This window comes from Vreelandella halophila, from assembly GCF_019903425.1.
Taxonomy (GTDB): Bacteria; Pseudomonadota; Gammaproteobacteria; order Pseudomonadales; family Oleiphilaceae; genus Halospina; species Halospina halophila.
The window spans coordinates 598,986-621,748 of sequence record NZ_JACHUZ010000013.1; the positions used below are offsets into that span (position 1 = coordinate 598,986).

The 22,763-nt window shown below is 63.0% G+C and carries 22 protein-coding genes; 19 read left to right on the top strand and 3 right to left on the bottom strand.

Translation table 11 applies throughout. The annotated features are described in order from the left end of the window. Positions 1-41: 41 nt before the first annotated feature. Positions 42-1,862: an acyl-CoA dehydrogenase C-terminal domain-containing protein gene (locus H4I92_RS07075; RefSeq protein ID WP_077529941.1), complete on the bottom strand. Its 1,821-nt coding sequence runs from the start codon at positions 1,860-1,862 to the stop codon at positions 42-44. 167 nt (positions 1,863-2,029) lie between these two features. Here H4I92_RS07075 and H4I92_RS07080 point away from each other — a divergent pair, with 167 nt between their 5' ends. The 17 genes from H4I92_RS07080 (at position 2,030) to H4I92_RS07160 (ending at position 17,785) form a co-directional block, all read left to right on the top strand. Beyond that, a complete protein-coding gene (locus H4I92_RS07080) occupies positions 2,030-2,575 on the top strand; it encodes a DUF3833 domain-containing protein (RefSeq protein WP_143512622.1) in 546 nt (181 codons plus the stop codon). 285 nt (positions 2,576-2,860) lie between these two features. Continuing rightward, on the top strand, positions 2,861-4,747 hold the full coding sequence (gene mnmG / locus H4I92_RS07085) for a tRNA uridine-5-carboxymethylaminomethyl(34) synthesis enzyme MnmG (protein ID WP_077529943.1): 1,887 nt from the start codon (positions 2,861-2,863) through the stop codon (positions 4,745-4,747). After that, complete coding sequence (rsmG, locus tag H4I92_RS07090; RefSeq protein ID WP_077529944.1) at positions 4,748-5,401, top strand: 16S rRNA (guanine(527)-N(7))-methyltransferase RsmG; 654 nt, start codon at positions 4,748-4,750, stop codon at positions 5,399-5,401. It begins immediately after the preceding gene. A gap of 5 nt (positions 5,402-5,406) precedes the next feature. Next, on the top strand, positions 5,407-6,201 hold the full coding sequence (locus H4I92_RS07095; RefSeq protein ID WP_077529945.1) for a ParA family protein: 795 nt from the start codon (positions 5,407-5,409) through the stop codon (positions 6,199-6,201). A gap of 46 nt (positions 6,202-6,247) precedes the next feature. Then, positions 6,248-7,132, top strand: coding sequence for a ParB/RepB/Spo0J family partition protein (locus H4I92_RS07100; protein ID WP_077529946.1), 885 nt, complete (start codon positions 6,248-6,250; stop codon positions 7,130-7,132). A 142-nt stretch (positions 7,133-7,274) separates the two neighbouring features. Then, positions 7,275-7,616: an ATP synthase subunit I gene (locus tag H4I92_RS07105; protein ID WP_077529947.1), complete on the top strand. Its 342-nt coding sequence runs from the start codon at positions 7,275-7,277 to the stop codon at positions 7,614-7,616. Positions 7,617-7,633: 17 nt separating this feature from the next. After that, positions 7,634-8,485, top strand: coding sequence for a F0F1 ATP synthase subunit A (atpB, locus tag H4I92_RS07110; protein WP_077529948.1), 852 nt, complete (start codon positions 7,634-7,636; stop codon positions 8,483-8,485). A 55-nt stretch (positions 8,486-8,540) separates the two neighbouring features. After that, on the top strand, positions 8,541-8,765 hold the full coding sequence (gene atpE / locus H4I92_RS07115; RefSeq protein ID WP_077529949.1) for a F0F1 ATP synthase subunit C: 225 nt from the start codon (positions 8,541-8,543) through the stop codon (positions 8,763-8,765). A 79-nt stretch (positions 8,766-8,844) separates the two neighbouring features. Then, positions 8,845-9,315 (top strand): F0F1 ATP synthase subunit B, encoded by a 471-nt coding sequence (locus H4I92_RS07120; RefSeq protein WP_077529950.1) that lies wholly within the window; start codon positions 8,845-8,847, stop codon positions 9,313-9,315. Positions 9,316-9,327: 12 nt separating this feature from the next. Next, positions 9,328-9,864 (top strand): F0F1 ATP synthase subunit delta, encoded by a 537-nt coding sequence (locus H4I92_RS07125; protein ID WP_077529951.1) that lies wholly within the window; start codon positions 9,328-9,330, stop codon positions 9,862-9,864. Between the two features lie 69 nt (positions 9,865-9,933). Next, complete coding sequence (gene atpA, locus H4I92_RS07130) at positions 9,934-11,478, top strand: F0F1 ATP synthase subunit alpha (protein WP_077529952.1); 1,545 nt, start codon at positions 9,934-9,936, stop codon at positions 11,476-11,478. 65 nt (positions 11,479-11,543) lie between these two features. Next, positions 11,544-12,404 (top strand): F0F1 ATP synthase subunit gamma, encoded by an 861-nt coding sequence (gene atpG, locus H4I92_RS07135; protein WP_077529953.1) that lies wholly within the window; start codon positions 11,544-11,546, stop codon positions 12,402-12,404. Between the two features lie 36 nt (positions 12,405-12,440). Beyond that, a complete protein-coding gene (gene atpD / locus H4I92_RS07140; RefSeq protein ID WP_077529954.1) occupies positions 12,441-13,832 on the top strand; it encodes a F0F1 ATP synthase subunit beta in 1,392 nt (463 codons plus the stop codon). Positions 13,833-13,861: 29 nt separating this feature from the next. Further along, positions 13,862-14,284, top strand: coding sequence for a F0F1 ATP synthase subunit epsilon (locus H4I92_RS07145; protein WP_077529955.1), 423 nt, complete (start codon positions 13,862-13,864; stop codon positions 14,282-14,284). Positions 14,285-14,393: 109 nt separating this feature from the next. Then, entirely contained in the window at positions 14,394-15,785 is a 1,392-nt protein-coding gene (gene glmU, locus H4I92_RS07150) for a bifunctional UDP-N-acetylglucosamine diphosphorylase/glucosamine-1-phosphate N-acetyltransferase GlmU (RefSeq protein WP_077529956.1), read from the top strand. 2 nt (positions 15,786-15,787) lie between these two features. Next, positions 15,788-17,620, top strand: coding sequence for a glutamine--fructose-6-phosphate transaminase (isomerizing) (glmS, locus tag H4I92_RS07155; RefSeq protein ID WP_077529957.1), 1,833 nt, complete (start codon positions 15,788-15,790; stop codon positions 17,618-17,620). Between the two features lie 12 nt (positions 17,621-17,632). Further along, positions 17,633-17,785 carry a hypothetical protein gene (locus tag H4I92_RS07160; protein ID WP_179105645.1) on the top strand — a complete coding sequence of 51 codons (153 nt, stop codon included), beginning with the start codon at positions 17,633-17,635 and terminating at the stop codon, positions 17,783-17,785. On the opposite strand, the gene H4I92_RS07165 is transcribed toward H4I92_RS07160, so the two are convergent. Further along, positions 17,759-18,946: a lytic murein transglycosylase gene (locus H4I92_RS07165; RefSeq protein WP_077529958.1), complete on the bottom strand. Its 1,188-nt coding sequence runs from the start codon at positions 18,944-18,946 to the stop codon at positions 17,759-17,761. The two genes, H4I92_RS07160 and H4I92_RS07165, sit on opposite strands and share 27 nt — an antisense overlap. Positions 18,947-19,060: 114 nt before the next feature. Here H4I92_RS07165 and H4I92_RS07170 point away from each other — a divergent pair, with 114 nt between their 5' ends. Beyond that, positions 19,061-20,350, top strand: a complete 1,290-nt coding sequence (locus H4I92_RS07170) for a cyclic di-GMP phosphodiesterase (protein WP_077529959.1) — start codon at positions 19,061-19,063, stop codon at positions 20,348-20,350. On the opposite strand, the gene H4I92_RS07175 is transcribed toward H4I92_RS07170, so the two are convergent. Then, positions 20,351-21,775 (bottom strand): phospholipase D-like domain-containing protein, encoded by a 1,425-nt coding sequence (locus tag H4I92_RS07175; protein ID WP_143512623.1) that lies wholly within the window; start codon positions 21,773-21,775, stop codon positions 20,351-20,353. A 114-nt stretch (positions 21,776-21,889) separates the two neighbouring features. Between H4I92_RS07175 and H4I92_RS07180 the strand changes: the two genes are divergently transcribed. Further along, positions 21,890-22,762 (top strand): pirin family protein, encoded by an 873-nt coding sequence (locus tag H4I92_RS07180; protein WP_077529960.1) that lies wholly within the window; start codon positions 21,890-21,892, stop codon positions 22,760-22,762. Position 22,763: the final 1 nt, after the last annotated feature.

Sequence of the window (22,763 nt, forward strand, 5' to 3'; positions counted from 1 at the left end):
AGCCGGCCCGAAGGCCGGCAAGGGGAGGGGTAAAGCGTGGTTCAGTAATCGAAGGCGAAGGCCTCGTTGTCGAGCTGCATCAGGGTCTCGCTGGGGCTCAGCATGCTGTCGGCATGGCCCTGGGCCTGGGGCAGCATCCGGTCGAAGTAGAATTCCGCGGTCGCCAGCTTGGCATTGTAGAATTCCTCGCTCTGGCTGCCGCCCTCTTCGAGCCCCTTGCGGGCGGCGGCGGCCATGCGGAGCCACATAAAGGCCATGTAGACGTAGCCGCTGTACATCAGGAAGTCGTGGGCCGCCGCGGAAACCATATCGCGGTCCTTGCGCGCGATGACCATCAGGCGGAAGGTCAGCCAGTTCCACTGGGTGGCCAGTTTCAGGATGCGCCAGGCCCAGGGGCGAAGGGTGCTGTCGGTGAGGTGCTTGCGCGCCTCGTTGCTCATGCGCAGGGTGAACTCGCGCACCGCCCCGCCCTGGGTCATCATCAGCACCTTGCGGCCGAGCAGGTCCAGTGCCTGGATGCCGGTCGTGCCCTCGTAGAGGGTGGCGATCCGGGTATCGCGCACGATCTGCTCCATGCCGTGTTCCTTGATGTAGCCGTGGCCGCCGAACACCTGCATGCCCAGGTTGGTGGCCTCGTAGCCCTTCTCGGTCAGGAAGCCCTTGAGGATCGGGGTCAGGAAGCCGAGCTTGTCGTCGTACTTCTGGATCTTCTTCTCATCCTCCTCCAGGTGACCGCAGACCATGTGGTCCGCGTACTGGGCGGCATCATAGAGCATGGCACGCCCGCCCTCGGCCACGGCCTTCTGGGTCAGCAGCATACGGCGCACGTCGGCGTGGTACATCAGGCTGTCCGCGATCTGGTCCGGTTCCTTCTTGCCGGAGAGCGCGCGCATGGAACGGCGCTCCTTCGCGTAGGCCAGTGCGTTCTGGTAGGAAAGTTCCGCCGGGCCCACGCCCTGGATAGCGGTGCCGATGCGGGCGGTGTTCATGAAGGTGAACATGCACTCCATGCCCCTGTTTTCCTCGCCCACCATGTAGCCCTTCGCATCGTCGAAGTTCATGGTACAGGTGGCGGAGGCCTTTATGCCCATCTTCTCCTCGAGCGCGCCCACGGAGACGCCGTTGGACGCGCCTGCGTTGCCCTGGTCGTCCGGCAGGTACTTGGGCACGATGAACAGCGAAATGCCCTTGGTGCCCTTGGGCGCCTCCGGCGTGCGTGCCAGCACGATGTGCACGATGTTTTCGGCCAGGTCATGGTCTCCGGAGGAGATAAAGATCTTGGTGCCGGTGATGCGGTAACTGCCGTCCTCCTGGGGCACGGCCTTGGTCCGGACCTGGCCCAGGTCGGTGCCGCACTGGGGTTCGGTCAGGCACATGGTGCCGGTCCAGAGGCCCTCGGTCATGGGCGTGAGGTAGGTCTGGCGCTGGTCCTCGTCGCCGTGGAGCTGGAGGGTGTTCATGGCCCCCATGGACAGGCCCGGGTACATGCTGAAGGGCCAGTTGGCGGTGCCCATCATTTCCTGCTTCATCAGGCCCAGGGAAGCGGGCAGGCCCTGGCCGCCGTACTCCTCCAGGCTGGAGAGGCCCTGCCAGCCGCCGGCCACGTATTCCTCATAGGCTTCTTTGTAGCCGGTCGGCGTCTTCACCTCGCCATCCACCAGCTTACAGCCCTCTTCGTCGCCGCTCTGGTAGAGCGGGAAGAGCGTGTTCTCACAGAACTTCGCACACTCGCCCAGAATGGCATCCACCATGTCCGGTGTTGCCTCGGCCCCGTTGCTCAGGCTCTGGTAGTGGCTCGGATAGTCGAAGACTTCGTTGAGCAGGAAATTCACATCGGTCAGAGGCGCTTTATAGCTTGCCATTACGGACCCTCCCATCAGGTTGCTATGGAGGCAGTCTCTGACAGGAACGTCATTCGAGCCAATGGCGACGTGTACATCTGTGTACGTCGCTGCGGCCACCCGGTAAACCTCGCGGCGGGCATCCGCGTATGCAATAACAGTCATTCATTCCGATGGAGGTTCAGCCCATGGCAGTCATTCGCCCAGCCCGTTGCTTATCCGGGATCTTTCTCCTGGTCCTGCCCTTTCTGGCGGCCTGCTCCGGCCCCGCCATTGATGACTACGTGGGCCAGGAGCCGGAGCTGGTGCCCAGTGAGTTCTTTCAGGGTGAGCTGACCGCCCGAGGCGTGGTCAAGGACCGCTCCGGTGAGGTTATCCGCCACTTCGATGCCACTATCGATGCCTCCTGGGATGAGGACGGCGTGGGTACCCTGGATGAGATCTTCACCTACAGTGACGGCGAGACCGATACCCGGGTCTGGACTCTGGAGCCCCGGGATGGTGGCTATCACGCCACTGCGGGCGATGTAACGGAGCCGGGCTTCATGGAGTATGAGGGCAATGCCATCCATATGAACTATGTGCTGGAAGTGTCCTTTGGCGGGAGCACCTACAATGTCCGCATGGATGACTGGATGTACCGGGTCACCGAAGACACCGTCATCAATGAAACGGAAATGACCTACTGGGGCTTCCGTGTGGGTGAGGTGGTTCTCGTGATCCAGAGACAATGAGATGGCCCTCCTGTGGAAAACTCTGTTTACAGAATAGGGAAAGATCTGTAGAAAGTTCATTTAAACGTTTAAAATCAATATCCTAAAGCAATATTAAGGCTGTTTTGGTCATTTACAATCTGTGGACAGTTTTTTGAGTGCTTTGTGATAAAAGCGCCCCAGGTGTCTGTTATTCCGGGGTGAAGACCTCTGTTCAGAAATTGTCCGGGTTGTCTGCACAGGGTTGACGCTTCGGGTTATACTACGCGGTTCATTCAGAGAATCCGGCAAGCCCCGAGGTCCACTGTGGAATACCCCAAGCACTTCGACGTCATCGTGATCGGCGGCGGCCATGCGGGCACCGAGGCGGCCCTCGCCGCGGCCCGCATGGGGCGCGATACCCTGCTGCTGACGCACAACATCGAGACCCTGGGTCAGATGTCCTGCAACCCCGCCATCGGCGGTATCGGCAAGAGTCATCTGGTCAAGGAAATTGATGCGATGGGCGGCGCCATGGGCCTTGCCACGGACCAAGCGGGCATCCAGTTCCGGGTGCTCAATTCCAGCAAGGGCCCGGCCGTGCGCGCCACCCGCGCCCAGGCGGACCGCGCCCTGTACAAGGCCGCCATCCGGAACATGCTCGAGAACCAGCCCAACCTGCACATCTTCCAGCAGGCGGCCGATGACCTGGTTGTCGAGAACGACCGGGTTCAGGGTGTGGTTTCCCAGACCGGCGTCACCTTCCGTGCGCCCACAGTGGTGCTGACCACGGGTACCTTCCTGGGCGGCGTCATCCACATCGGCATGCAGAACCAGCAGGGCGGCCGCGCCGGCGACCCGCCGACCATCGGGCTGGCGAAGCGCCTGCGCGAGCTGCCGTTCACCGTGGGCCGGCTCAAGACCGGCACCCCGGCGCGGATCGACGCCAAGACCGTGGATTTCTCAAAGATGGACGTGCAGCCCGGCGACGAGAAAGAGCCGGTGATGTCCTACATGGGCGACGCGAGCTGGCACCCGCAGCAGATGCCCTGCTACATCACCCGCACCACGCCGGAGACCCACGACATCATCCTGGGGGCACTGGACCAGTCGCCCATGTTCGCCGGTGACATCGACGGTGTCGGGCCGCGCTACTGCCCGTCCGTTGAGGACAAGGTCCACCGCTTCGCGGACAAGGATTCGCACCAGATCTTCGTGGAGCCGGAGGGACTGAACAGTCAGGAACTCTATCCCAACGGCATCTCCACCAGCCTGCCGTTCGACGTGCAGATGGCGTTCATCCGGACCATTCCGGGCTTCGAAAACGCCCACGTCACCCGGCCGGGCTACGCCATCGAATACGACTACCTGGACCCACGCGACCTTCATCATACGCTCGAGACCCGGTTCATCGGCGGTCTCTACCTGGCGGGCCAGATCAACGGCACCACAGGGTACGAGGAGGCCGGCGCCCAGGGCCTGCTGGCGGGGCTCAACGCGGCCCTGGCGGCGCATGGCGAGGAACCCTGGTACCCACGCCGGGACGAGGCTTACCTCGGTGTCCTGGTGGACGACCTCATTACCATGGGGGCCAATGAGCCCTACCGTATGTTCACCAGCCGGGCGGAATACCGCCTGGTGCTGCGCGAGGACAACGCGGACCTGCGCCTGACCGAGACCGGCCGCAACCTGGGGCTGGTGGACGACGAGCGCTGGGCCGCCTTCGAGGCTAAGCGTGAAGGCATCCGGGCGGAGCGCGAGCGACTCGACCGCACGCGGATCCACCCGAACACCGAGGCGGCCGCCGTGGCCGATCAGTACCTGAAGCAGCCGCTCAAGAAGGACCAGACCCTGGCCGAGCTGCTGCGTCGGCCGGAAGTCGACTACGAGGCGATTGCCGCCATCGGCGGCGAACGCGCCGAGGACCCGGTGGTGGCCGAGCAGGTCGCCATCCAGGTGAAATACGAGGGCTACATCTCGCGCCAGGAAGCGGATATCGAGCGCCTGCGCCGGCATGAGAACATGGGCCTGCCGAAGGATCTGGACTACGACAGTGTTGGCGGCCTGTCCAACGAGGTGAAGCAGAAGCTCGAGGAAACCCGGCCGGAGACCATCGCCCAGGCCTCGCGCATCCAGGGCGTTACACCGGCGGCGGTTTCCCAGCTGTTGATCCACCTCAAGAAGCGGGACCTGCTGCAACAGGAAAGCGCCTGAATGGACGCGGAACGCCGTGAATTGGAGGCAGGGGCTGAAGCGCTCGGTGTCAGCCTCGCCCCGGAGACGGTGGACCGCATGCTGCGGCTGCTGGACCTGCTGGAAAAGTGGAACCGGGCCTACAACCTGACGGCGGTGCGTGAGCGCAGCGCCATGTGTGCCCGCCACCTTCTGGACAGCCTCACGCTGGTGCCGCGGCTCGGCTCGGGGCCGGTACTGGATGTTGGCTCTGGCGGGGGGTTTCCCGGGCTGGTGCTGGCATTGCACTCGCCGGCAAGACAGGTGACACTGCTGGACAGCAACAGCAAGAAGACCCGGTTCCTGACCCAGTGCCGGCTGGAGCTGGGCCTGGACAACATGCAGGTGGTGCAGGCCCGGGTCGAGGACTGGCAGGGTGGCCCCTTCCCGCAGATCACAAGCCGCGCGTTCGCGTCCCTGGCGGAGATGGTGCCCATGACGGCCCACCTGCTGGCAGCGGACGGGGAACACCTGGCCATGAAGGGGCCGGAAGCCACCACCGAGGTTGAAGGGCTTCCGAGCGGCTGGCAGCTGCTTGAAGACAGCCGGGTCACCGTACCCGGCGTGGACGCGGAACGGCGGATCCTGCGCATCGGGCGCAACAGTTCGGATTCCACGGGCGAGACAGGAGACTGATGGCAATGGCGCGCATCGTGGCGGTAACCAACCAGAAGGGTGGCGTGGGCAAGACCACCACCTGTGTGAACCTGGCGGCCTCGCTGGCGGCGACTAAACGCCGGGTGCTGCTGGTGGACATGGACCCTCAGGGCAACGCCACCATGGGCAGCGGGCTCGACAAGAACGAGCTCCGCGTCAGTGGCTATGACGTGCTCACGCGCCGGCAGGACGCGGCCGACGTCTGCACCGAGGCGCCCGATTCCGGATTCGATGTGCTGCCCGCCAACGGCGATCTTACCGCCGCCGAGGTGGAGCTGATGAACGAGATCGGCCGTGAACACCGCCTGCGGCTGGCCCTCAAGCCCATCACCGAGCTGTATGATTTCATCCTCATCGACTGCCCGCCGGCGCTGAACCTGCTGACGGTCAACGCGCTGGCCGCCGCCGACTCCGTGCTCATCCCCATGCAGTGCGAGTACTACGCACTGGAGGGGCTGGCGGCGCTCATGGGCACCATCGAGCAGATCCAGGAAACGGTGAACCCGGCGCTGAAGATCGAGGGGCTGCTGCGTACCATGTACGACCCCCGGAACAGCCTGACCCTGGATGTGTCACGCCAGCTCAGTGACTACTTCGGAGATCGGGTCTACTCGGCCGTGATCCCACGTAATGTGCGTCTGGCCGAGGCTCCCAGTTACGGCATGCCAGCACTGCGCTACGACCGCAGCTCCAAGGGCGCCATCTCCTATCTGGCGCTGGCGGGCGAGATGGTCAGGCGCAATGGCAGCCAGCAGTCCCAGGACGCTGTGGCCGTGTAACGGCCCCGTCCTACCCGTGGAACGAACAGGATAAAAAGCAACCATCATGTCATCGCGCAAACGCGGACTTGGCCAGCGAGGCCTCAATGCCCTTCTCGAAGGCTCCCGGACCAATCTTGAGGAAGAGGCCCCCGCCGACCCGGGCATCAATGCGGAACTGAAAGAGCTGCCACTGGACCTGATCCAGCGTGGCCGCTATCAGCCGCGCCGGGATATGGACGAGGAGGCCCTTCAGGAACTCGCGGAGTCCATCAAGCAGCAGGGCGTGATGCAGCCGGTGGTGGTGCGCCCCCTGGAAAGCGGCCACTACGAACTGGTGGCCGGGGAACGGCGCTGGCGCGCCACCCAGTTGGCCGGCCTGGACCGCATTCCCGCGCTGATCCGCGAGGTGCCGGATGAGGCGGCGATTGCCCTGGGGCTGGTGGAAAACATCCAGCGCGAAAACCTCAATCCCATCGAGGAAGCCGCCGCGCTCCACCGGCTGCAGGAGGAATTCGGCCTGACCCAGCAGCAGACCGCCGACGCCGTGGGCAAGTCCCGCACCACCATCACCAATCTGCTGCGGCTCATGGGGCTGGCGGAAGAGGTCCGGATCATGCTCGAGCATGGCGACCTAGAAATGGGCCATGGCCGCGCCCTGCTGGGGCTGTCGCACCAGCAGCAGGCACCTGTGGCACGCCAGGTGGTGAGCAAGTCGCTGTCGGTGCGCCAGACTGAGGCGCTGGTGCGTAAAACGCTGGAACAGGGCCAGGGCAATGCAAAGCCGGAGCCCGAAAAGGAGGATCCGGACATCCGCAACCTCCAGGACCAGCTGGCGGATCGGCTGGGCGCGCGCGTGGCCATCAACCACGGCAAACGCGGCAAGGGCAAGGTGGTGATCGAGTACAACAGCCTGGATGAACTGGACGGAATTCTTGAACATATCCAGTAGTCCGCGGGCGTCAATCGTTCGAATTTTCATCCAAATTCATTGATCCAGACCACCCAAAGCCCTATAATCTGCCCCGCTTTAATAACGGCCGACAAGGGTTGGCACATTGAACATCAGGCGGCCTCCGATAGGCCGACTCATCATGATCCAGCTGGGAATTCTGCTGCTGGTCAGCGGCCTTTTCCTGCTTGAGTCGGCGCTCGGAGCCCGCTCCGCTCTGTTCGGGGGGCTTGCTTACTGGATTCCGAACAGCCTTTTTACGCTGCGCTATTTCCGCCATCGCGGAGCGCAGCGTGCTGGGGCGGTTTTCGCGGCCATGATGGCCGGTGAGATGTTCAAGCTGTCCGCAACAGTGGTTCTTCTGGCGGGCACGCTGATGCTGATCCAGCCGATCGACGGGCCGGGCCTGTTTACCGGGTTCGGCACCATGATCCTCAGCCACATGCTGACGCCGCTAGTGTTCAGTAGGGTTGCAAACCGATGACGGGGCGAGAGTAGAACATGGCAGGTGAATCTCCAGCGGAATACATACAGCACCATCTGACGAACCTCACCTATGGCAAGCTGCCGGCCGGTTTCGAGCGGAACGGCACGGAGCTCCAGGAAGCGACCTGGACCATGGCACAGTCGGCGGAAGAAGCCCGTGCCATGGGGTTCATGGCGTTCCATGTTGATACTCTCTTCATGTCGGCGCTGACAGGTATCATCTTTCTGGTTCTTTTTAGGATGGTGGCCAAGAATGCTACCAGCGAGCAGCCGGGTAAACTCCAGAACCTGGTGGAAATGGTGGTGGAGTTCACTCAGGACTTGGTGAAGAACACCTTCCACGGCCGCAATCCCATGATCGGGCCGATCGCCCTTACCGTGTTTGTCTGGGTCTTCCTCCAGAATTCGCTCAAGCTGATCCCGGTTGACTACATCCCGGCCCTGACGTCGGCCATGGGTATCGAGTACACCAAGATCGTACCCACTACGGACCCCAACGCCACCTTCGGCATGGCCATCGGCGTTTTCCTGATGGTGCTCTACTACAGCATCAAGGTGAAAGGTGTGGGTGGTTTCACAAAGGAGCTGACCTTCAGCCCCTTCAACCACTGGTCCCTGTCCTGGTTCAATCTGATCCTTGAGACCGTGGGGCTGCTGACCAAGCCGTTCTCCCTCGCGCTCCGGCTTTTTGGCAACATGTACGCGGGTGAAGTGATCTTCATCCTTATCGCGCTGCTGCCGTTCTGGGCCCAGTGGGCGCTGCAGGTGCCCTGGCTGATCTTCCACATCCTGGTGGTCACGCTACAGGCCTTCATCTTTATGGTGCTCACGATCGTGTATCTGAGCATGGCCCATGAAGAGCATTAACCATCAATCTTTGATGACCCTAAACCCCTAAACCGTCGTTAAATCAGGAGTTGTTATGGAACTCGTAATCATCGCCGCTGCAATCATGATCGCCTCCGGTGCACTGGGTACCGCCGTCGGCTTCGCCCTGCTGGGTGGCAAGCTGCTGGAAACCACCGCACGCCAGCCGGAAATGGCCGCTGAGCTCCAGACCAAGACCTTCATCATGGCGGGTCTTCTGGACGCAGTTTCCATGATCGGTGTGGGTATCGGCCTTTACCTGATCTTTGTTGTTGCATAACACCGGATGGTTAAGGGGTGGTCCAACAGCGGCTGCCCCATCGTCCCGAACGCAACGAATCGGAAAGAGGTAGAACGCCGTGAATATCAACCTCACGATGATCGGGCAGACCATCGGCTTCTTCATCTTCATCGCATTCTGCGTGAAGTACGTCTGGCCCCCGCTGGTTCAGGCCATGCAGGACCGCCAGAAGAAGATCGCCGACGGCCTTGCTGCATCCGACCGCGCCAACCAGGACCTGGAGCTGGCCCAGCAACGGGCAACCCAGGAACTGCGGGAAGCACGTGACGAGGCGGCCACGATCGTGGAAAAGGCCAACAAGCGCGCCAACCAGATCGTGGAAGAGGCCAAGACCGAAGCCCGCGAACAGGGCGACCGGCTGCTGGCCCAGGCCCGCGACGAGATCGAGCAGGAACGCCAGCAAGCGCGGGATGCACTGCGCGCTGAAGTTGCCACTCTTGCGATCGCCGGCGCGGAAAAGATCCTGGAATCCTCCGTCGACGCCAAGGCGCACAGCGAGATGCTGGATAAGCTCTCCGCGGAACTGTAAACGAGGTCCAACATGGCAGAGTCAACGTCACTCGCCCGACCCTACGCGCGGGCGGCATTCGAGGCGGCACGCGACAGCGGTCAGTTTGATGACTGGAGTCAGTCGCTCAATCTGCTGGCGGCCATCACCAGTGATGACCGCATGGCCTCGGTCCTGCGCCATCCGGGTCTGAGCGCCCAGGAAAAGATCCAGCTCATCAGCGACGTCTTTGAGAACCCGCTCTCGGAGCCGATTAGCAATTTCATCCAGATCATGGCCGAAAACCGCCGGCTGGAACAGTTTCCGGCTGTTGCGGCGCTCTTTGACGCCTATCGCCATGACCATGAGCGGATCGTGGACGTTACGCTGACCACCGCCTTTGAACTGACCGATGAGCAGAAGCAGCGGCTTTCCCAGGTTCTGGAGAAGCGTCTGGACCGTACGGTTGAGCTCAGTGTTGAGTCCGATCAGTCAATCATCGGCGGCGTGGTTATCCGAGCGGGTGACGAGGTTATTGACGCCTCGCTGCGCGGGCGCCTGAACAGACTGGCCAACGCCATGGGCGCCTGAGTCCGCCAGGCACGGCAGGAACCGAATTCCGACACGCGGTCATTTGCAGAATTTTTTGAGGACACAGGCATGCAGCAACTGAATCCATCCGAAATCAGCGAGATCATCAAGAAGCGCATCGAGAAGCTCGATGTGTCTTCTGAAGCTCGCAATGAAGGGACGGTCGTCAGCGTTTCCGACGGCATCGTCCGCATCCACGGTCTTGCCGACGTCATGTACGGCGAGATGGTTGAGTTCCAGAACGGCAACTACGGCATGGCCCTGAACCTCGAGCGGGATTCGGTCGGTGCCGTTGTGCTCGGTGAGGACGAAGGTCTCGCGGAAGGCCAGAAGGTCAAGTGTACCGGCCGCATCCTCGAGGTGCCGGTGGGTCGCGAACTGCTGGGCCGCGTTGTGGACGCCCTGGGTAACCCGATCGACGGTAAGGGTGACGCGGGAACCACCGAAACAACACCGATTGAGAAGGTGGCGCCCGGGGTTATCGCCCGTGAAGAGGTGAACGAGCCCGTCCAGACCGGCCTGAAGCCTATTGATACCATGGTTCCCGTCGGTCGCGGCCAGCGGGAGCTGATCATCGGCGACCGCCAGATCGGTAAGACCGCCGTGGCCGTTGATACCATCATCAACCAGAAGAACAGCGGCATTAAGTGCATCTACGTGGCGATCGGCCAGAAGCAGTCGACCATCGCCAACGTGGTGCGCAAGCTGGAAGAACACGGTGCCATGGACAACACCATCGTGGTCGCCGCCGGCGCTGCCGACCCGGCATCCATGCAGTTCCTGGCGCCCTACGCCGGTACCTCCATGGGTGAATTCTTCCGTGATCGCGGCGAAGACGCCCTTATCATCTACGACGACCTGACCAAGCAGGCCTGGGCGTATCGCCAGATCTCCCTGCTGCTGCGCCGTCCGCCAGGCCGTGAAGCCTATCCGGGTGACGTGTTCTACCTCCACTCCCGTCTGCTGGAGCGTGCGTCCAAGGTCAATCCGGAGTACGTTGAGAAGGCCACCAACGGTGAAGTAACCGGCAAGACCGGGTCACTGACGGCACTGCCGATCATCGAGACCCAGGCCGGTGACGTGTCCGCCTTCGTTCCGACCAACGTGATCTCCATCACTGACGGTCAGATCTTCCTGGAGACGGACCTGTTCAACTCGGGCATCCGCCCGGCGATGAACGCGGGTATCTCGGTCTCCCGTGTGGGTGGTTCCGCGCAGACCAAGATCATGAAGAAGCTTGGTGGCGGTATCCGTCTGGCTCTGGCCCAGTATCGCGAGCTCCAGGCGTTCGCACAGTTCGCGTCCGATCTGGATGAGCAGACCCGTAAGCAGCTGGAGCACGGTGCCCGTGTTACCGAGCTGATGAAGCAGGAACAGTACTCGCCGATGTCCGTGGGTGAGATGGCGACGGTCCTGTTTGCTGCCAACGAGGGTTACCTCGAGGATGTGGACGCCAAGAAGATCGTGGATTTCGAAAAGGCGCTTATGGATTACATGCGCACCGAGCAGTCTGAGCTGCTGGCCAAGATCAACGACTCCGGCGAACTGAATGACGAGGTCGAGAGTGGTCTGAAATCAGCGCTGGATAAGTTCAAGTCGACCCAGAGCTGGTAATGCCGTTCGGGGCCTGCGGGCCCCGTGACTGTGGCGGAGCGATCAACCGGAAAAGGCACTGAACTATGGCCAGCGGAAAAGAAATACGCACTCAGATCTCCAGCATCCAGAATACGCAGAAGATCACCAACGCCATGGAAATGGTGGCGGCGAGCAAGATGCGTAAAGCCCAGGAGCGCATGGAACTGACCCGCCCTTACGCAAACAAGATCCGGGATGTGATCGGCTATCTCGCGGAAGCCGATTCCGACTACCGGCACCCGTTCATGGAAGCACGGGAAGCGAATCGCGTGGGCTACATCGTCGTCTCCACGGACCGTGGTCTTTGCGGCGGTCTGAACAACAACCTGTTCAAGACCATGCTTCAGGACAGCCGCGGCTGGAACGACAAGGGCGTGCCGTCGGATTTCTGCACGCTCGGTCAGAAAGCCAGCGTCTTCCTGAACGTGGTGGGCGGCAATATCGTGGCGTCGGAAACCCAGCTCGGGGACCGGCCCAGTGCCGAGCAGGTCATCGGCAGCGTCAAGGTCATGCTTGATGCCTACCGCGACGGCAGTATCGACCGGCTCTACGTGGTGTACAACCGGTTTGTGAACACCATGACCCAGACGCCGACCATCGAGCAGCTGCTGCCGCTCCAGGCGGAAGCCGAGCCGGAAGGCAAGTATCGCTGGGACTACCTCTATGAGCCGGATCCGAGGACCCTGCTTGACGGGCTTCTGACCCGTTATGTGGAATCCCAGGTGTATCAGGGTGTGGTCGAGAACATCGCCTGTGAGCAGGCCGCGCGGATGATTGCCATGAAGAGCGCGACCGACAATGCCGGCGAGATCATCGACGATCTCAAGACCGAGTACAACAAGGCCCGTCAGGCCAACATCACGCAGGAAATTTCCGAAATCGTCAGTGGTGCAGCGGCCGTTTAAGGCGATACCGAATACTGAGTTAGTGAGGAAGCAAGCATGAGTAGTGGACGTATCGTTCAGATCATCGGGGCGGTTATCGACGTGGAATTTTCGCGTGATTCCGTACCCAACATCTATGATGCTGTGCGGCTGGATGACACCGGTACCATTCTGGAAGTCCAGCAGCAGCTCGGTGACGGCGTGGTCCGCACCATCGCCATGGGTACCACCGAGGGCCTGAAGCGCGGCATGAGCGTGACCGGCACCGGTGAAGGCATCAAGGTACCGGTTGGCGAGGAGACCCTCGGCCGCATCATGAACGTACTGGGTGAGCCTACGGACGAAGTGGGTGAGATCGGCGAGAAAGAGCGCTGGACCATCCACCGCAAGGCACCCGGCTATGCGGATCAGTCAGCCTCGGAAGAGCTGCTGGAGACCGGGATCAAGGTCATCGACCTGATCTGCCCCTTCGCCAAGGGCGGCAAGGTTGGCCTCTTCGGTGGTGCCGGGGTAGGCAAGACCGTGAACATGATGGAGCTCATCAACAACATCGCGAAGGAGCACTCCGGTCTCTCCGTATTCGCCGGTGTGGGTGAGCGGACCCGTGAGGGTAACGACTTCTATTACGAGATGAAGGGCTCCAACGTCCTGGACAAGGTCTCGATGGTGTACGGTCAGATGAACGAGCCGCCGGGGAACCGCCTGCGTGTCGCCCTGACCGGCATGACCTTGGCCGAGAAGTTCCGCGACGAAGGCCGTGACGTCCTGCTGTTCATCGACAACATCTACCGTTATACCCTGGCGGGTCAGGAAGTCTCCGCACTGCTGGGCCGTATGCCCTCTGCGGTGGGTTACCAGCCGACCCTGGCCGAGGAGATGGGTAAGCTGCAGGAGCGCATCACCTCCACCAAGACCGGCTCCATCACCTCCGTCCAGGCGGTTTATGTACCGGCGGACGACCTGACGGACCCGTCACCGGCAACCACCTTCGCGCACCTTGACGCGACCGTGGTACTGGCCCGTGACATCGCGGCCAAGGGCATCTATCCGGCCATCGATCCGCTGGATTCCACCAGTCGCCAGCTCGATCCGTTGGTTATTGGTCAGGAGCACTACGAGGTTGCCCGTGGCGTTCAGGGCGTGCTGCAGCGCTACAAGGAGCTCAAGGATATCATCGCCATCCTGGGCATGGATGAGCTCTCCGAGGAAGACAAGCAGACCGTTGACCGGGCGCGTAAGATCGAGCGCTTCCTGTCGCAGCCGTTCTTTGTGGCCGAGGTATTCACCGGTTCCCCCGGTAAGTACGTGTCGCTGAAGGAGACCATCCGCAGCTTCAAGGGCATCCTGGACGGTGAGTACGACTCAATGCCGGAGCAGGCGTTCTACATGGTCGGCAGCATCGACGAGGCGGTCGAAAAAGCGAAGGAAATGGAAAACAAGGCAGCGTAATCCATTTCCGACTGAGAGAGGCGTAACCAATGGCTAACACCGTACAGTGTGACATTGTGAGCGCGCAGGAAAGCATCTTCTCCGGTGAGGTGGAGATGCTGACCGCGACCGCAAGTAACGGCGAGCTGGGCGTCATGGCAGGCCATACGCCCATGCTGACCGGGCTGGCTCCCGGGCCCGTGAACATCCGGATGGCAGACGGTAAGGAGGAAGTCTTCTTCGTCTCCGGTGGCTACCTCGAGGTCCAGCCCAAGAAGATCTCGATCCTGGCGGACACCGCGGAGCGTGCCCATGATATGGATGAGGCCGCCGCGGAACGGGCCCGTCAGGAAGCCGAGCGTGAGCTGGCCAACCGCAGCAGCGAAGTGGACTATTCCCATGCTGCTGCGCGTCTGGCCGAGGCTGCCGCCCAGCTCCGGACGCTGGAGAAGCTGCGGCGCAAGAAGCGCTGAACACCAGCTGATCCGGACAATCGGGTTGTTACTGGAAACCGCATTGCCGATCATGGCTCTACTGGGGCATGATCCAATGCGGTTTTTCTGATTCAAGGAGTGCGAACGGATGGCGGCACCGCTGCACATTGTCGTCCTGGCCGCCGGCCAGGGGTCCCGGATGAAATCCGCCCTGCCCAAGGTGCTCCATTCGCTGGCCGGGCAACCGCTGCTCCACCATGTGCTGGACGCCGGGCGCAGCCTGCGCCCTGACGGTCTGCATGTGGTGATCGGTCATGGCGCGGAGCAGGTCCGGGAGAAAACGCCCGGGAGCGATATCCAGTGGGTCATCCAGAAGGAGCAGCTGGGCACCGGGCACGCGGTGGCTCAGGCCCTCCCGGGCATTCCGGAAACCGCGCGGGTACTGGTCCTCTACGGCGATGTGCCGCTCACCTCTGCCGATACGCTGTCACGTCTGGCCGGTGTCATCAGCCGGGAATCGCTTGGGCTTCTGACCGTCAACCTGCTGGACCCGGCCGGCTACGGGCGCATTATCCGTGACCGGCATGGCGCTGTTACCGGTATCGTCGAGCAGAAGGATGCCACCCCGGATCAGCTGGTGATCACCGAAGTGAATACGGGCCTTCTGGGGGCGCCGGCGGAGCGGTTGAAGGAGTGGCTGCCCGCGCTCTCCTCAAACAACGCCCAGGGTGAATACTACCTGACCGATATCATTGCCCTGGCGCGCTCAGAAGGCCTTGGCGTCGAGGTGTCACAGCCGGATGACCCTGAGGAAGTGCAGGGTGTTAACAACCGGGTACAGCTCTCCGGACTGGAGCGCTGGTTCCAGCGTCGCCAGGCGGAGGCACTGATGATGGGGGGCGCAAGCCTCGCCGATCCCGCTCGGGTGGATGTCCGTGGCCGGGTGGAAACCGGGCAGGACGTCGAGATCGACGTCAACGTGGTGATGGAAGGCGAGGTGGTGATTGGGGACCGCGTTCACATTGGCCCCAACGTGGTCCTGCGCAACTGCCGGATCAGTGCGGATGCACGAATTGAGGCGAACTCCGTGATCGAGGGCGCCCGGGTCGACCACGGCGCCGCCATCGGTCCGTTCGCCCGTCTGCGCCCGGATGCCCTGATCGGGCCCGAGGCCCGGGTGGGCAACTTCGTGGAGATCAAGAAGAGCAGCATCGGCAGGGGCTCGAAGGTCAATCACCTGAGTTATGTGGGGGACACCACCATGGGCACCGGCGTGAATGTTGGCGCCGGCACCATAACCTGCAATTATGACGGTACTAGCAAGCACCACACCACGGTGCGTGACGGGGCCTTCATTGGCTCCAATACCTCGCTCGTGGCGCCGGTTACCCTAGGGGAGCGCAGCCTCGTGGGTGCCGGCTCCACCATCACGCGGGACGTTGGCGACCGGGAGCTGGCCGTGGCCCGGGGCCGCCAGCGCAATATTGCGGACTGGGTACCGGCGGAAGACGGGCTGGATAGCGAAGAGGGAGACAGCTAGGCATGTGCGGAATCGTGGGAGCGGCCGCCCGCCGCGACGTTCAGGGCATCCTGATCGAGGGCCTCAGGCGCCTGGAGTACCGGGGCTATGATTCGGCCGGGCTGGCCGTCCTGGACCCCGAGAGTGGCATCCGGCGCCAGCGCGAAGTCGGCAAGGTGGCGGCTCTGGAGCAGGCGGTGGAACAAAACCCGCCGGCGGGCCACCTGGGCATCGCGCATACCCGCTGGGCCACCCACGGCAAACCCTCCGCCGCCAACGCTCACCCGCATATGTCCGGGGCGCGCCTCGCCGTGGTCCACAACGGCATCATCGAGAACTTCGAGCCCCTGCGCGACGACCTCCGCAACAGCGGTTACGCCTTTACCTCCGAGACCGACACCGAGGTCCTTGCCCACCTGATCGCGCGCGAATACGAGCGCGCCGGCAACCTGATTGAAGGCTTCCACAATGCTGTGGCCCAGGTGCAGGGGGCCTATGCACTGGCCTTACTACACGCGGACGAACCGGAAACACTGCTGGTCGCCCGCCAGGGCAGCCCGTTGGTGATCGGGGTGGGCATCGGTGAGCATTTCGTGGCCTCGGACCAGCTCGCCCTCCTGCCGGTCACGGATCGCTTCATCTACCTCGCAGAAGGGGATACCGCCCTAGTGCGGGCGGATGGCGTCACCATTACCGATGCTGAGGGTCAGGCGGTGGAGCGCGCCGTTAATCGTTTTGAACACAGCGCGGACGCGGCGGAGAAGGGCGACTACCGCCATTTCATGCTCAAGGAGATCCACGAGCAGCCGGACGTGATCGAGGCCACGCTCCAGGGCCGGGTGACCGACAGCCGGGTGCTTGAACAGGCCCTGGGTACCGAGGCCTCACGACTGCTGGGCGAGATCCGACATGTCCAGATCGTGGCCTGCGGCACCAGCTTCCACGCCGGCATGGTGGCCCGCTACTGGATCGAGGAGCTGGCGGGCATTCCCTGCAGTGTCGAGGTGGCCTCGGAGTTCCGTTACCGGAAACACGTCATCCAGGACGGCACCCTCTTTCTGACCATCTCCCAGTCCGGCGAGACCGCGGACACTCTGGCCGCCCTGCGCCAGGCGCGGGATGCCGGTTTCCGGGCGGCGCTGGCCATCTGCAACGTGCCGGGCAGTTCCCTGGTGCGCGAGTCCGACATGGTCATCATGACGCATGCGGGCCCGGAAATCGGGGTGGCCTCCACCAAGGCTTTCACCACCCAGCTCACCGCGCTGCTGATGTTCACCCTGGCGCTGGCCCGCCATCATGGGCTTTCCGCGGAACGCGAGGCGGAGCTGGTACAGGCCCTGCGGGCGATCCCGGAGCAGATGCGCGCCATCCTCAACCTGGATGATTCCATCCAGCAGCTCTCCCAGTGGTTCGTGGACAAGCACCACAGCCTCTTCCTGGGACGTGGCTCGCTCTACCCGGTGGCCATGGAAGGGGCGCTCAAGCTCAAGGAGATCTCCTACATCCACGCCGAGGCCTACCCGGCGGGCGAGCTCAAGCATGGCCCGCTGGCGCTGGTGGACAGCGAGATGCCGGTTGTGACGGTGGCGCCGTCCAATGAGCTGCTCGAGAAGCTCAAGTCCAACCTCCAAGAGGTGCGGGCTAGGGGCGGCGAACTCTTCGTGTTCGCCGACAGTGAAACCGCCATGGGAGACGGCGAAGGCACGCACGTCATGACCATTCCCCATACCGACCCCATTCTGGCGCCACTGCTGTGCACAGTGCCATTGCAGCTGCTGTCCTACCATGTGGCGGTGCTCAAGGGTACTGACGTGGACCAGCCGCGCAATCTGGCCAAGAGTGTAACGGTGGAATAACGGGAACCGGCGATGATGGCGTCGATCCGCGCAGTCCTGGGACTGTTGGTGATGCTGATCCTGCCCCATCAGCCTTTTCAGCAGTGGATCACCGAGCTGTGGCAGCGGAAGGATGAGCGCATCGGGCTCATCCACGCCTCAGTCGACGCCGAGCGCACTGAGTGATTCCGGGTCGGGGTAGCCATCGGCCCTGAGCCCTTCATCCTTCTGGAAATCCCGCAGGGCTGACCGGGTGCCGGAGCCCAGGATGCCATCCACCGGGCCGGGATCATGGCCGGCTTCCTTCAGCGCCGACTGGAGTGCCTCGATGGTTTCCCGGCTCAGGGGGTCATGGTCCGGCGCCGGTGTCTGGAAGGGGCCCGCGCCAACGATCCGGTCCGCCAGGTGCCCCACGGACAGGGCGTAGAACTCGGACTGGTTCCAGCCCATGATCACGCGGAAGTTGTCGTAGACCAGGAAGGCCGGCCCTTCGTGCCCGGAAGGCAGAAGCAGGGCCGCTTGCAACTCCGCCCGCGGCAGCTCACCCCCGTACGCGTTCCGCAGGCCCAGTTCGCGCCACTCCGAAAGGGGGCGTTTGTGGCCAAGGCCCTCGGCGAGGCTGTAGTCAAACCCTTCCGGAAGCTGGACTTCCCGGCCCCAGCGTTCGCCCTCGTTCCAGCCCAGGCTTTCCAGCAGGTAGCCGGCGGAGGTCAGCGCATCCGGGATGCTGTTCCAGAGATCCACCCGACCAGAGTCGTCCGCGTCCACGGCGTGTTCCAGGTAGACCGAGGGCATGAACTGCATCTGCCCCATGGCGCCGGCCCAGGAGCCTTCCATGGCCTCGGCTTCCACGTCGCCACGCTCGATCAGGCGCAACGCGGATACCAGTTCCCCGGTGAAATAGTCACTACGGCGCTGGTCACAGGCGAGGGTGGCGAGGGCGCGGGGGATCGGCATCTTGCCGGTGTAACTGCCGAAGTTGGTTTCCAGCCCCCAGAAGGCAATGAGGTAACGGCCCGGGACCCCGGTTTCCCGGGTGATCCGCTCCAGCAGATCCGAATGCTTTTCGTAGAGTGCCCGCCCTTTCTCGATGCGCTGCTCTGTCACGCGCGGTTCCAGGTAGTCATGGAAGGAGCGGGTGAACTCCGGCTGGCTCCGGTCCAGCTCGATCACGCGCTCCAGCGGCTCGATCCCCGCCAGGACCCGCTCGGTCACGGACTCGTCAATACCCTGCTCGACAGCGTGATTACGCAGGTCGGAGACGCAGCGATCAAAATCCTCGGCGGCCATTGCCGGTGTCACAACACCGGTGGCGAGCACAAGTGCCGTTAACAGGTAAGTGCGCATTCGGAGCGTCCTTTATGCGGGTTCGTTTACGCATTCTGCACGAAACCGTCAGTGTGTCGAGGGATCAGGGTTGCTACCATGCATTACGATCCATGTAATGGCTGCGCAGTACCCATGGACAAAACCGAGCCGGTGGAAATACGTGTCTCCGTAACCGAGCTGCAGCTCGGCATGACGGTCACGCGCCTGGATCGGTCCTGGCTTGAGACGAACTTTCCGGTGCAGGGGGTCGTCATCCGTCACGCCGCGGATATCCAGGCCCTCCAGGAGCAGTGCCGCTATGTGTATGTCGAGGGGCAGGAGGTTTCCGACAACAGATCGAGCCGCTTCGGTGTTCGCAACAGCCGACGCAAACGGCAGGTGCCCCGCCTTACCACTGTGGACATCGAAGCGGAGATGCCCAGCGCCCGCGAGGCCTTTGAACAGACCCGCGCCCTTGCCGAAGAGATCATGGAAAGCGCCCGCCTGGGCCACACCATTGATGCCCGCCGGGCGCGCACGGTGGTGCGAGCCTGCGTGGACAGCGTCATGCGCAACCAAGGAGCCCTGCAGATGCTGCTTCAGGTGCGCAGCAAGGACGATTACACTGCGGAACATGGGCTGAACGTCTGCATCATGGCCGCTCTTTTCGGTCGTCACCTGGGGCTTCTCAGTGGTGAGATCGAGAAGCTGGCGCTCAGTGGCCTAGTGCATGACGTGGGAAAAATGCACGTCCCGACCGAAATCCTGAGGAAGCCGGATTCGCTGACCGACGAAGAGCGTCGCGTCATGGAGCAGCACACCGAGCATGGCCGGCGCCTGCTGATGAGCGTCAAGGGACTGGACCCATCCGCCGTGGATGTGGCACACGCCCACCATGAGCGGATGAACGGCACCGGCTACCCGCGCGGGCTGCTGGCCCACCAGATTCCCTATTTCGCCAAGCTCATTGCCATCGTGGATGCTTACGACGCGATTACAAGCCACCGGGTCTATGAGCGCGCGCAGTCGTCCAAGGAAGCACTGGAGGCTATCTACCAGGGGAGGGGCGATCAGTTTGACGAGGACCTGGCGATCGAGTTCATCCAGTGTATCGGTGTCTATCCCGCAGGTTCCATCGTGGCGCTCAACAGCGGCGAGGTGGCGATCGTGATTACCACCTACGCCCTGAACCGGCTTCGGCCACGCGTTCTGGTGGTGCGCGACCCTGATGGCAATCCCTGTCGACAGCGCGTTGTCGATCTGAGGCGCCGGGATGAACACCGCCCGGGCATGCCTTACCAGATCAACCGCGAACTTCCACTGGGCAGCCACGGAATCGACCTGAGGGTCTTTACCGAGGAAGGGTTGGAGCTCCACAACGAGGAGCCGGACCCGGAGGTCGCCACCCTTATCAACGCGCTTAAGGGGATCGAAACGGGTTGATCAGAAGCTGCTCCAGCCCGTGAACTCTGCGATCCGGTAGAACAGGTAGCGCCGATAGCGCCGGTCCGCCCAGACGCTGTAGGGCACGCTGCACTGGAACCCCGGGGGGTTGCTCCAGCAGCGCTCGAACCAGTCACCGGCGGCGCGCAGTGCCGGCAGCTCCTCGCCGCCCGCCAGTTCACAGCCTGCTTCAAGGTTGAGGTCATCCAGGTTGCGCCGGGTCAGATTGGCCGACCCGAGGATGAGCCCGACACGCCCGTCCCGCCGCTCCAGCCGCAGGAACTTGCAGTGGAACTGTTCACCATGGGTCCGGTACCAGCGCACGGGGATGCCCGAGGCATGGAGTTCCAGCGCAACCTGACGGTTGGGAAGGCCGCCCTTCACGCGCCCGAAGGCGTCCTTGTTCGGGTCCAGCAGCACCCGCAGGTGGCAGCCCCGGGCATGGGCCCGTTTCAGGGCCTGGATGATGCGCCGGTGACTCAGGTAGAACATGGCCACGTCCAGCGCATCCCCGGCCTCGGCACTCCGGATCAGGGCCAGGCTCGCCTCGCGGATGCGGGATTCGGTCAGCAGCCGCAGTGCCGGTGCGCCGTCGGGCAGCGCGGCGCGGGGCGCCCTTGGCGCCATGAAATCACTCGCATGGCCCCGAACCCAGGCCAGGAGCGCGTGTTCCTGGTCGAGCAGGGCTCGAGCGGCCTCGCCACTGATCAGGAGACCCACATTGGAATGGGCGCTGCTGGCGTCGTGGGCGTTGCCGGAGCTGACCAGCCCAAGCCAGCCATCGCCGCTGTCCGCCACCATGACCTTGCGGTGGTTGGCGCGGAAGTTGAACAGGGTCAGCCAGCTGCGCAGGGTCACCGGCCAGGGCCCGATGGGATTGGGAAGCCAGCCCTTCTGGCGCCAGCGGCCCCAGGGCTGGACCAGCAGGCGCCAGAGCACGGACCAGCTGGGATTGGAATCCCGCAGGCGTGCCAGCGTTGTTTCCAGCACCTCCACACCGGCGGCCTCCAGTCGTCGCAGGTGGTCAGGCCAGTGAGCGCCGTAATAGCTGTTGATCGGGTCCACCAGCACGGTAACGCGAAGCCGGGGGCATTGCCGGCGGCGCTCAACCAGGGCCCGGGTCAGGGTTTCCGTGACCGGATGGTGCTCGGACGGATCGGCGCCATCCGGGTTGAACAGGAACATGTCCATCACCAGGCGTTCCCGCGCGCCATGGATCAGCTCGAGCATTGCCGGGACCAGCTCGCGGCGGCTGCGGGAACGCCCGTGCGCATCCACGTAACGATGATCCACCAGAAAACGGGCCTCGCCCGGCTCGAACCAGGCGGATTCCATGGCAATGGCCTTCGGCAACGGCTTGGTGCGGTGGTACAGCCCCACACAGGTGAGAACCACCAGCAGTGTCAGGATCAGCCCCGTCAGCACCAGGAATACCCCAATCCATTTGAACGATTCGAACAGAATCCTTTGATTGTCTGGCGGTCGGCGCTGGGGAATACTGGTCCCATAAGTAACCGGTATGAACCCAGGGAGTCAGACATGACCGAACGCATTGTTGAACGCCTTATCCGGGGCGAGCGCGCCTCTGACGGTGATGGAGTCCGGCTCAGGCGCAGCCTGGGCCAGGGCCCGTTTGCACGCCTGGACCCCTTCCTGATGCTGGATGAATTCCAGGCGGATGACAGCGGCGGCCGCATCGGCGGCTTCCCGCCCCATCCACACCGGGGCTTCGAGACCGTCACCTACATGCTCGCAGGCAGCATGCACCACCGGGACTCACTGGGCAACAGTGGCCTCATCGGCCCTGGCGGGGTTCAGTGGATGACAGCTGCCGGCGGCATTGTGCACTCGGAGATGCCCGAGCTCAGGGAGGGACGGATGCGCGGCTTCCAGCTCTGGATTAACCTGCCGGCCGCGGACAAGATGAAGGCGCCGCGCTACCAGGATATCCAGGCAGAACGCGTGCCGGAGTATCCCTTCGAGGGTGGCCGCGTACGGGTGATTGCCGGTGAGATTGAACTGGAAGGCAACACCCTGGTGGGCCCGGTTTCAGGTGTGGCCACCGCGCCGACCTACCTGGACCTGATACTGGCGCCCGGAAGCGAGCTGACACTGCCCATCGAGACCGGCCGCAATGCCATGCTCTACGTCTACGACGGCGAGGTATCCGCCGGCGATGACGGCTTCTCGCCCGTCTCCGCCGGTCACGCCGGCCTTCTCTCAAGGGGCGATGAGGTGCGGCTCCGCGCCGGACAGGATGGCGCCGGCCTGCTGCTCCTTGCCGCGACTCCGGTGAAGGAATCCGTGGCCCAGCACGGGCCCTTCGTGATGAACACGCGGGAGGAGATTGAGCAGGCCATCCGCGATTATCAGGAGGGTCGGTTTGAGCGGGAGGATGTGGCGCTGTCCTGAA

Coding starts and splice junctions, on each gene's coding strand:
- H4I92_RS07075 (WP_077529941.1), bottom strand. CDS start 1,862: ATGGCAAGCTATAAAGCGCCTCTGACCGATGTGAATTTCCTGCTCAAC.
- glmU (WP_077529956.1), top strand. CDS start 14,394: ATGGCGGCACCGCTGCACATTGTCGTCCTGGCCGCCGGCCAGGGGTCC.
- rsmG (WP_077529944.1), top strand. CDS start 4,748: ATGGACGCGGAACGCCGTGAATTGGAGGCAGGGGCTGAAGCGCTCGGT.
- H4I92_RS07080 (WP_143512622.1), top strand. CDS start 2,030: ATGGCAGTCATTCGCCCAGCCCGTTGCTTATCCGGGATCTTTCTCCTG.
- H4I92_RS07170 (WP_077529959.1), top strand. CDS start 19,061: ATGGACAAAACCGAGCCGGTGGAAATACGTGTCTCCGTAACCGAGCTG.
- atpB (WP_077529948.1), top strand. CDS start 7,634: ATGGCAGGTGAATCTCCAGCGGAATACATACAGCACCATCTGACGAAC.
- H4I92_RS07105 (WP_077529947.1), top strand. CDS start 7,275: ATGATCCAGCTGGGAATTCTGCTGCTGGTCAGCGGCCTTTTCCTGCTT.
- atpE (WP_077529949.1), top strand. CDS start 8,541: ATGGAACTCGTAATCATCGCCGCTGCAATCATGATCGCCTCCGGTGCA.
- H4I92_RS07165 (WP_077529958.1), bottom strand. CDS start 18,946: ATGCGCACTTACCTGTTAACGGCACTTGTGCTCGCCACCGGTGTTGTG.
- atpG (WP_077529953.1), top strand. CDS start 11,544: ATGGCCAGCGGAAAAGAAATACGCACTCAGATCTCCAGCATCCAGAAT.
- glmS (WP_077529957.1), top strand. CDS start 15,788: ATGTGCGGAATCGTGGGAGCGGCCGCCCGCCGCGACGTTCAGGGCATC.
- H4I92_RS07095 (WP_077529945.1), top strand. CDS start 5,407: ATGGCGCGCATCGTGGCGGTAACCAACCAGAAGGGTGGCGTGGGCAAG.
- H4I92_RS07125 (WP_077529951.1), top strand. CDS start 9,328: ATGGCAGAGTCAACGTCACTCGCCCGACCCTACGCGCGGGCGGCATTC.
- H4I92_RS07180 (WP_077529960.1), top strand. CDS start 21,890: ATGACCGAACGCATTGTTGAACGCCTTATCCGGGGCGAGCGCGCCTCT.
- H4I92_RS07100 (WP_077529946.1), top strand. CDS start 6,248: ATGTCATCGCGCAAACGCGGACTTGGCCAGCGAGGCCTCAATGCCCTT.
- atpD (WP_077529954.1), top strand. CDS start 12,441: ATGAGTAGTGGACGTATCGTTCAGATCATCGGGGCGGTTATCGACGTG.
- H4I92_RS07160 (WP_179105645.1), top strand. CDS start 17,633: ATGATGGCGTCGATCCGCGCAGTCCTGGGACTGTTGGTGATGCTGATC.
- atpA (WP_077529952.1), top strand. CDS start 9,934: ATGCAGCAACTGAATCCATCCGAAATCAGCGAGATCATCAAGAAGCGC.
- H4I92_RS07145 (WP_077529955.1), top strand. CDS start 13,862: ATGGCTAACACCGTACAGTGTGACATTGTGAGCGCGCAGGAAAGCATC.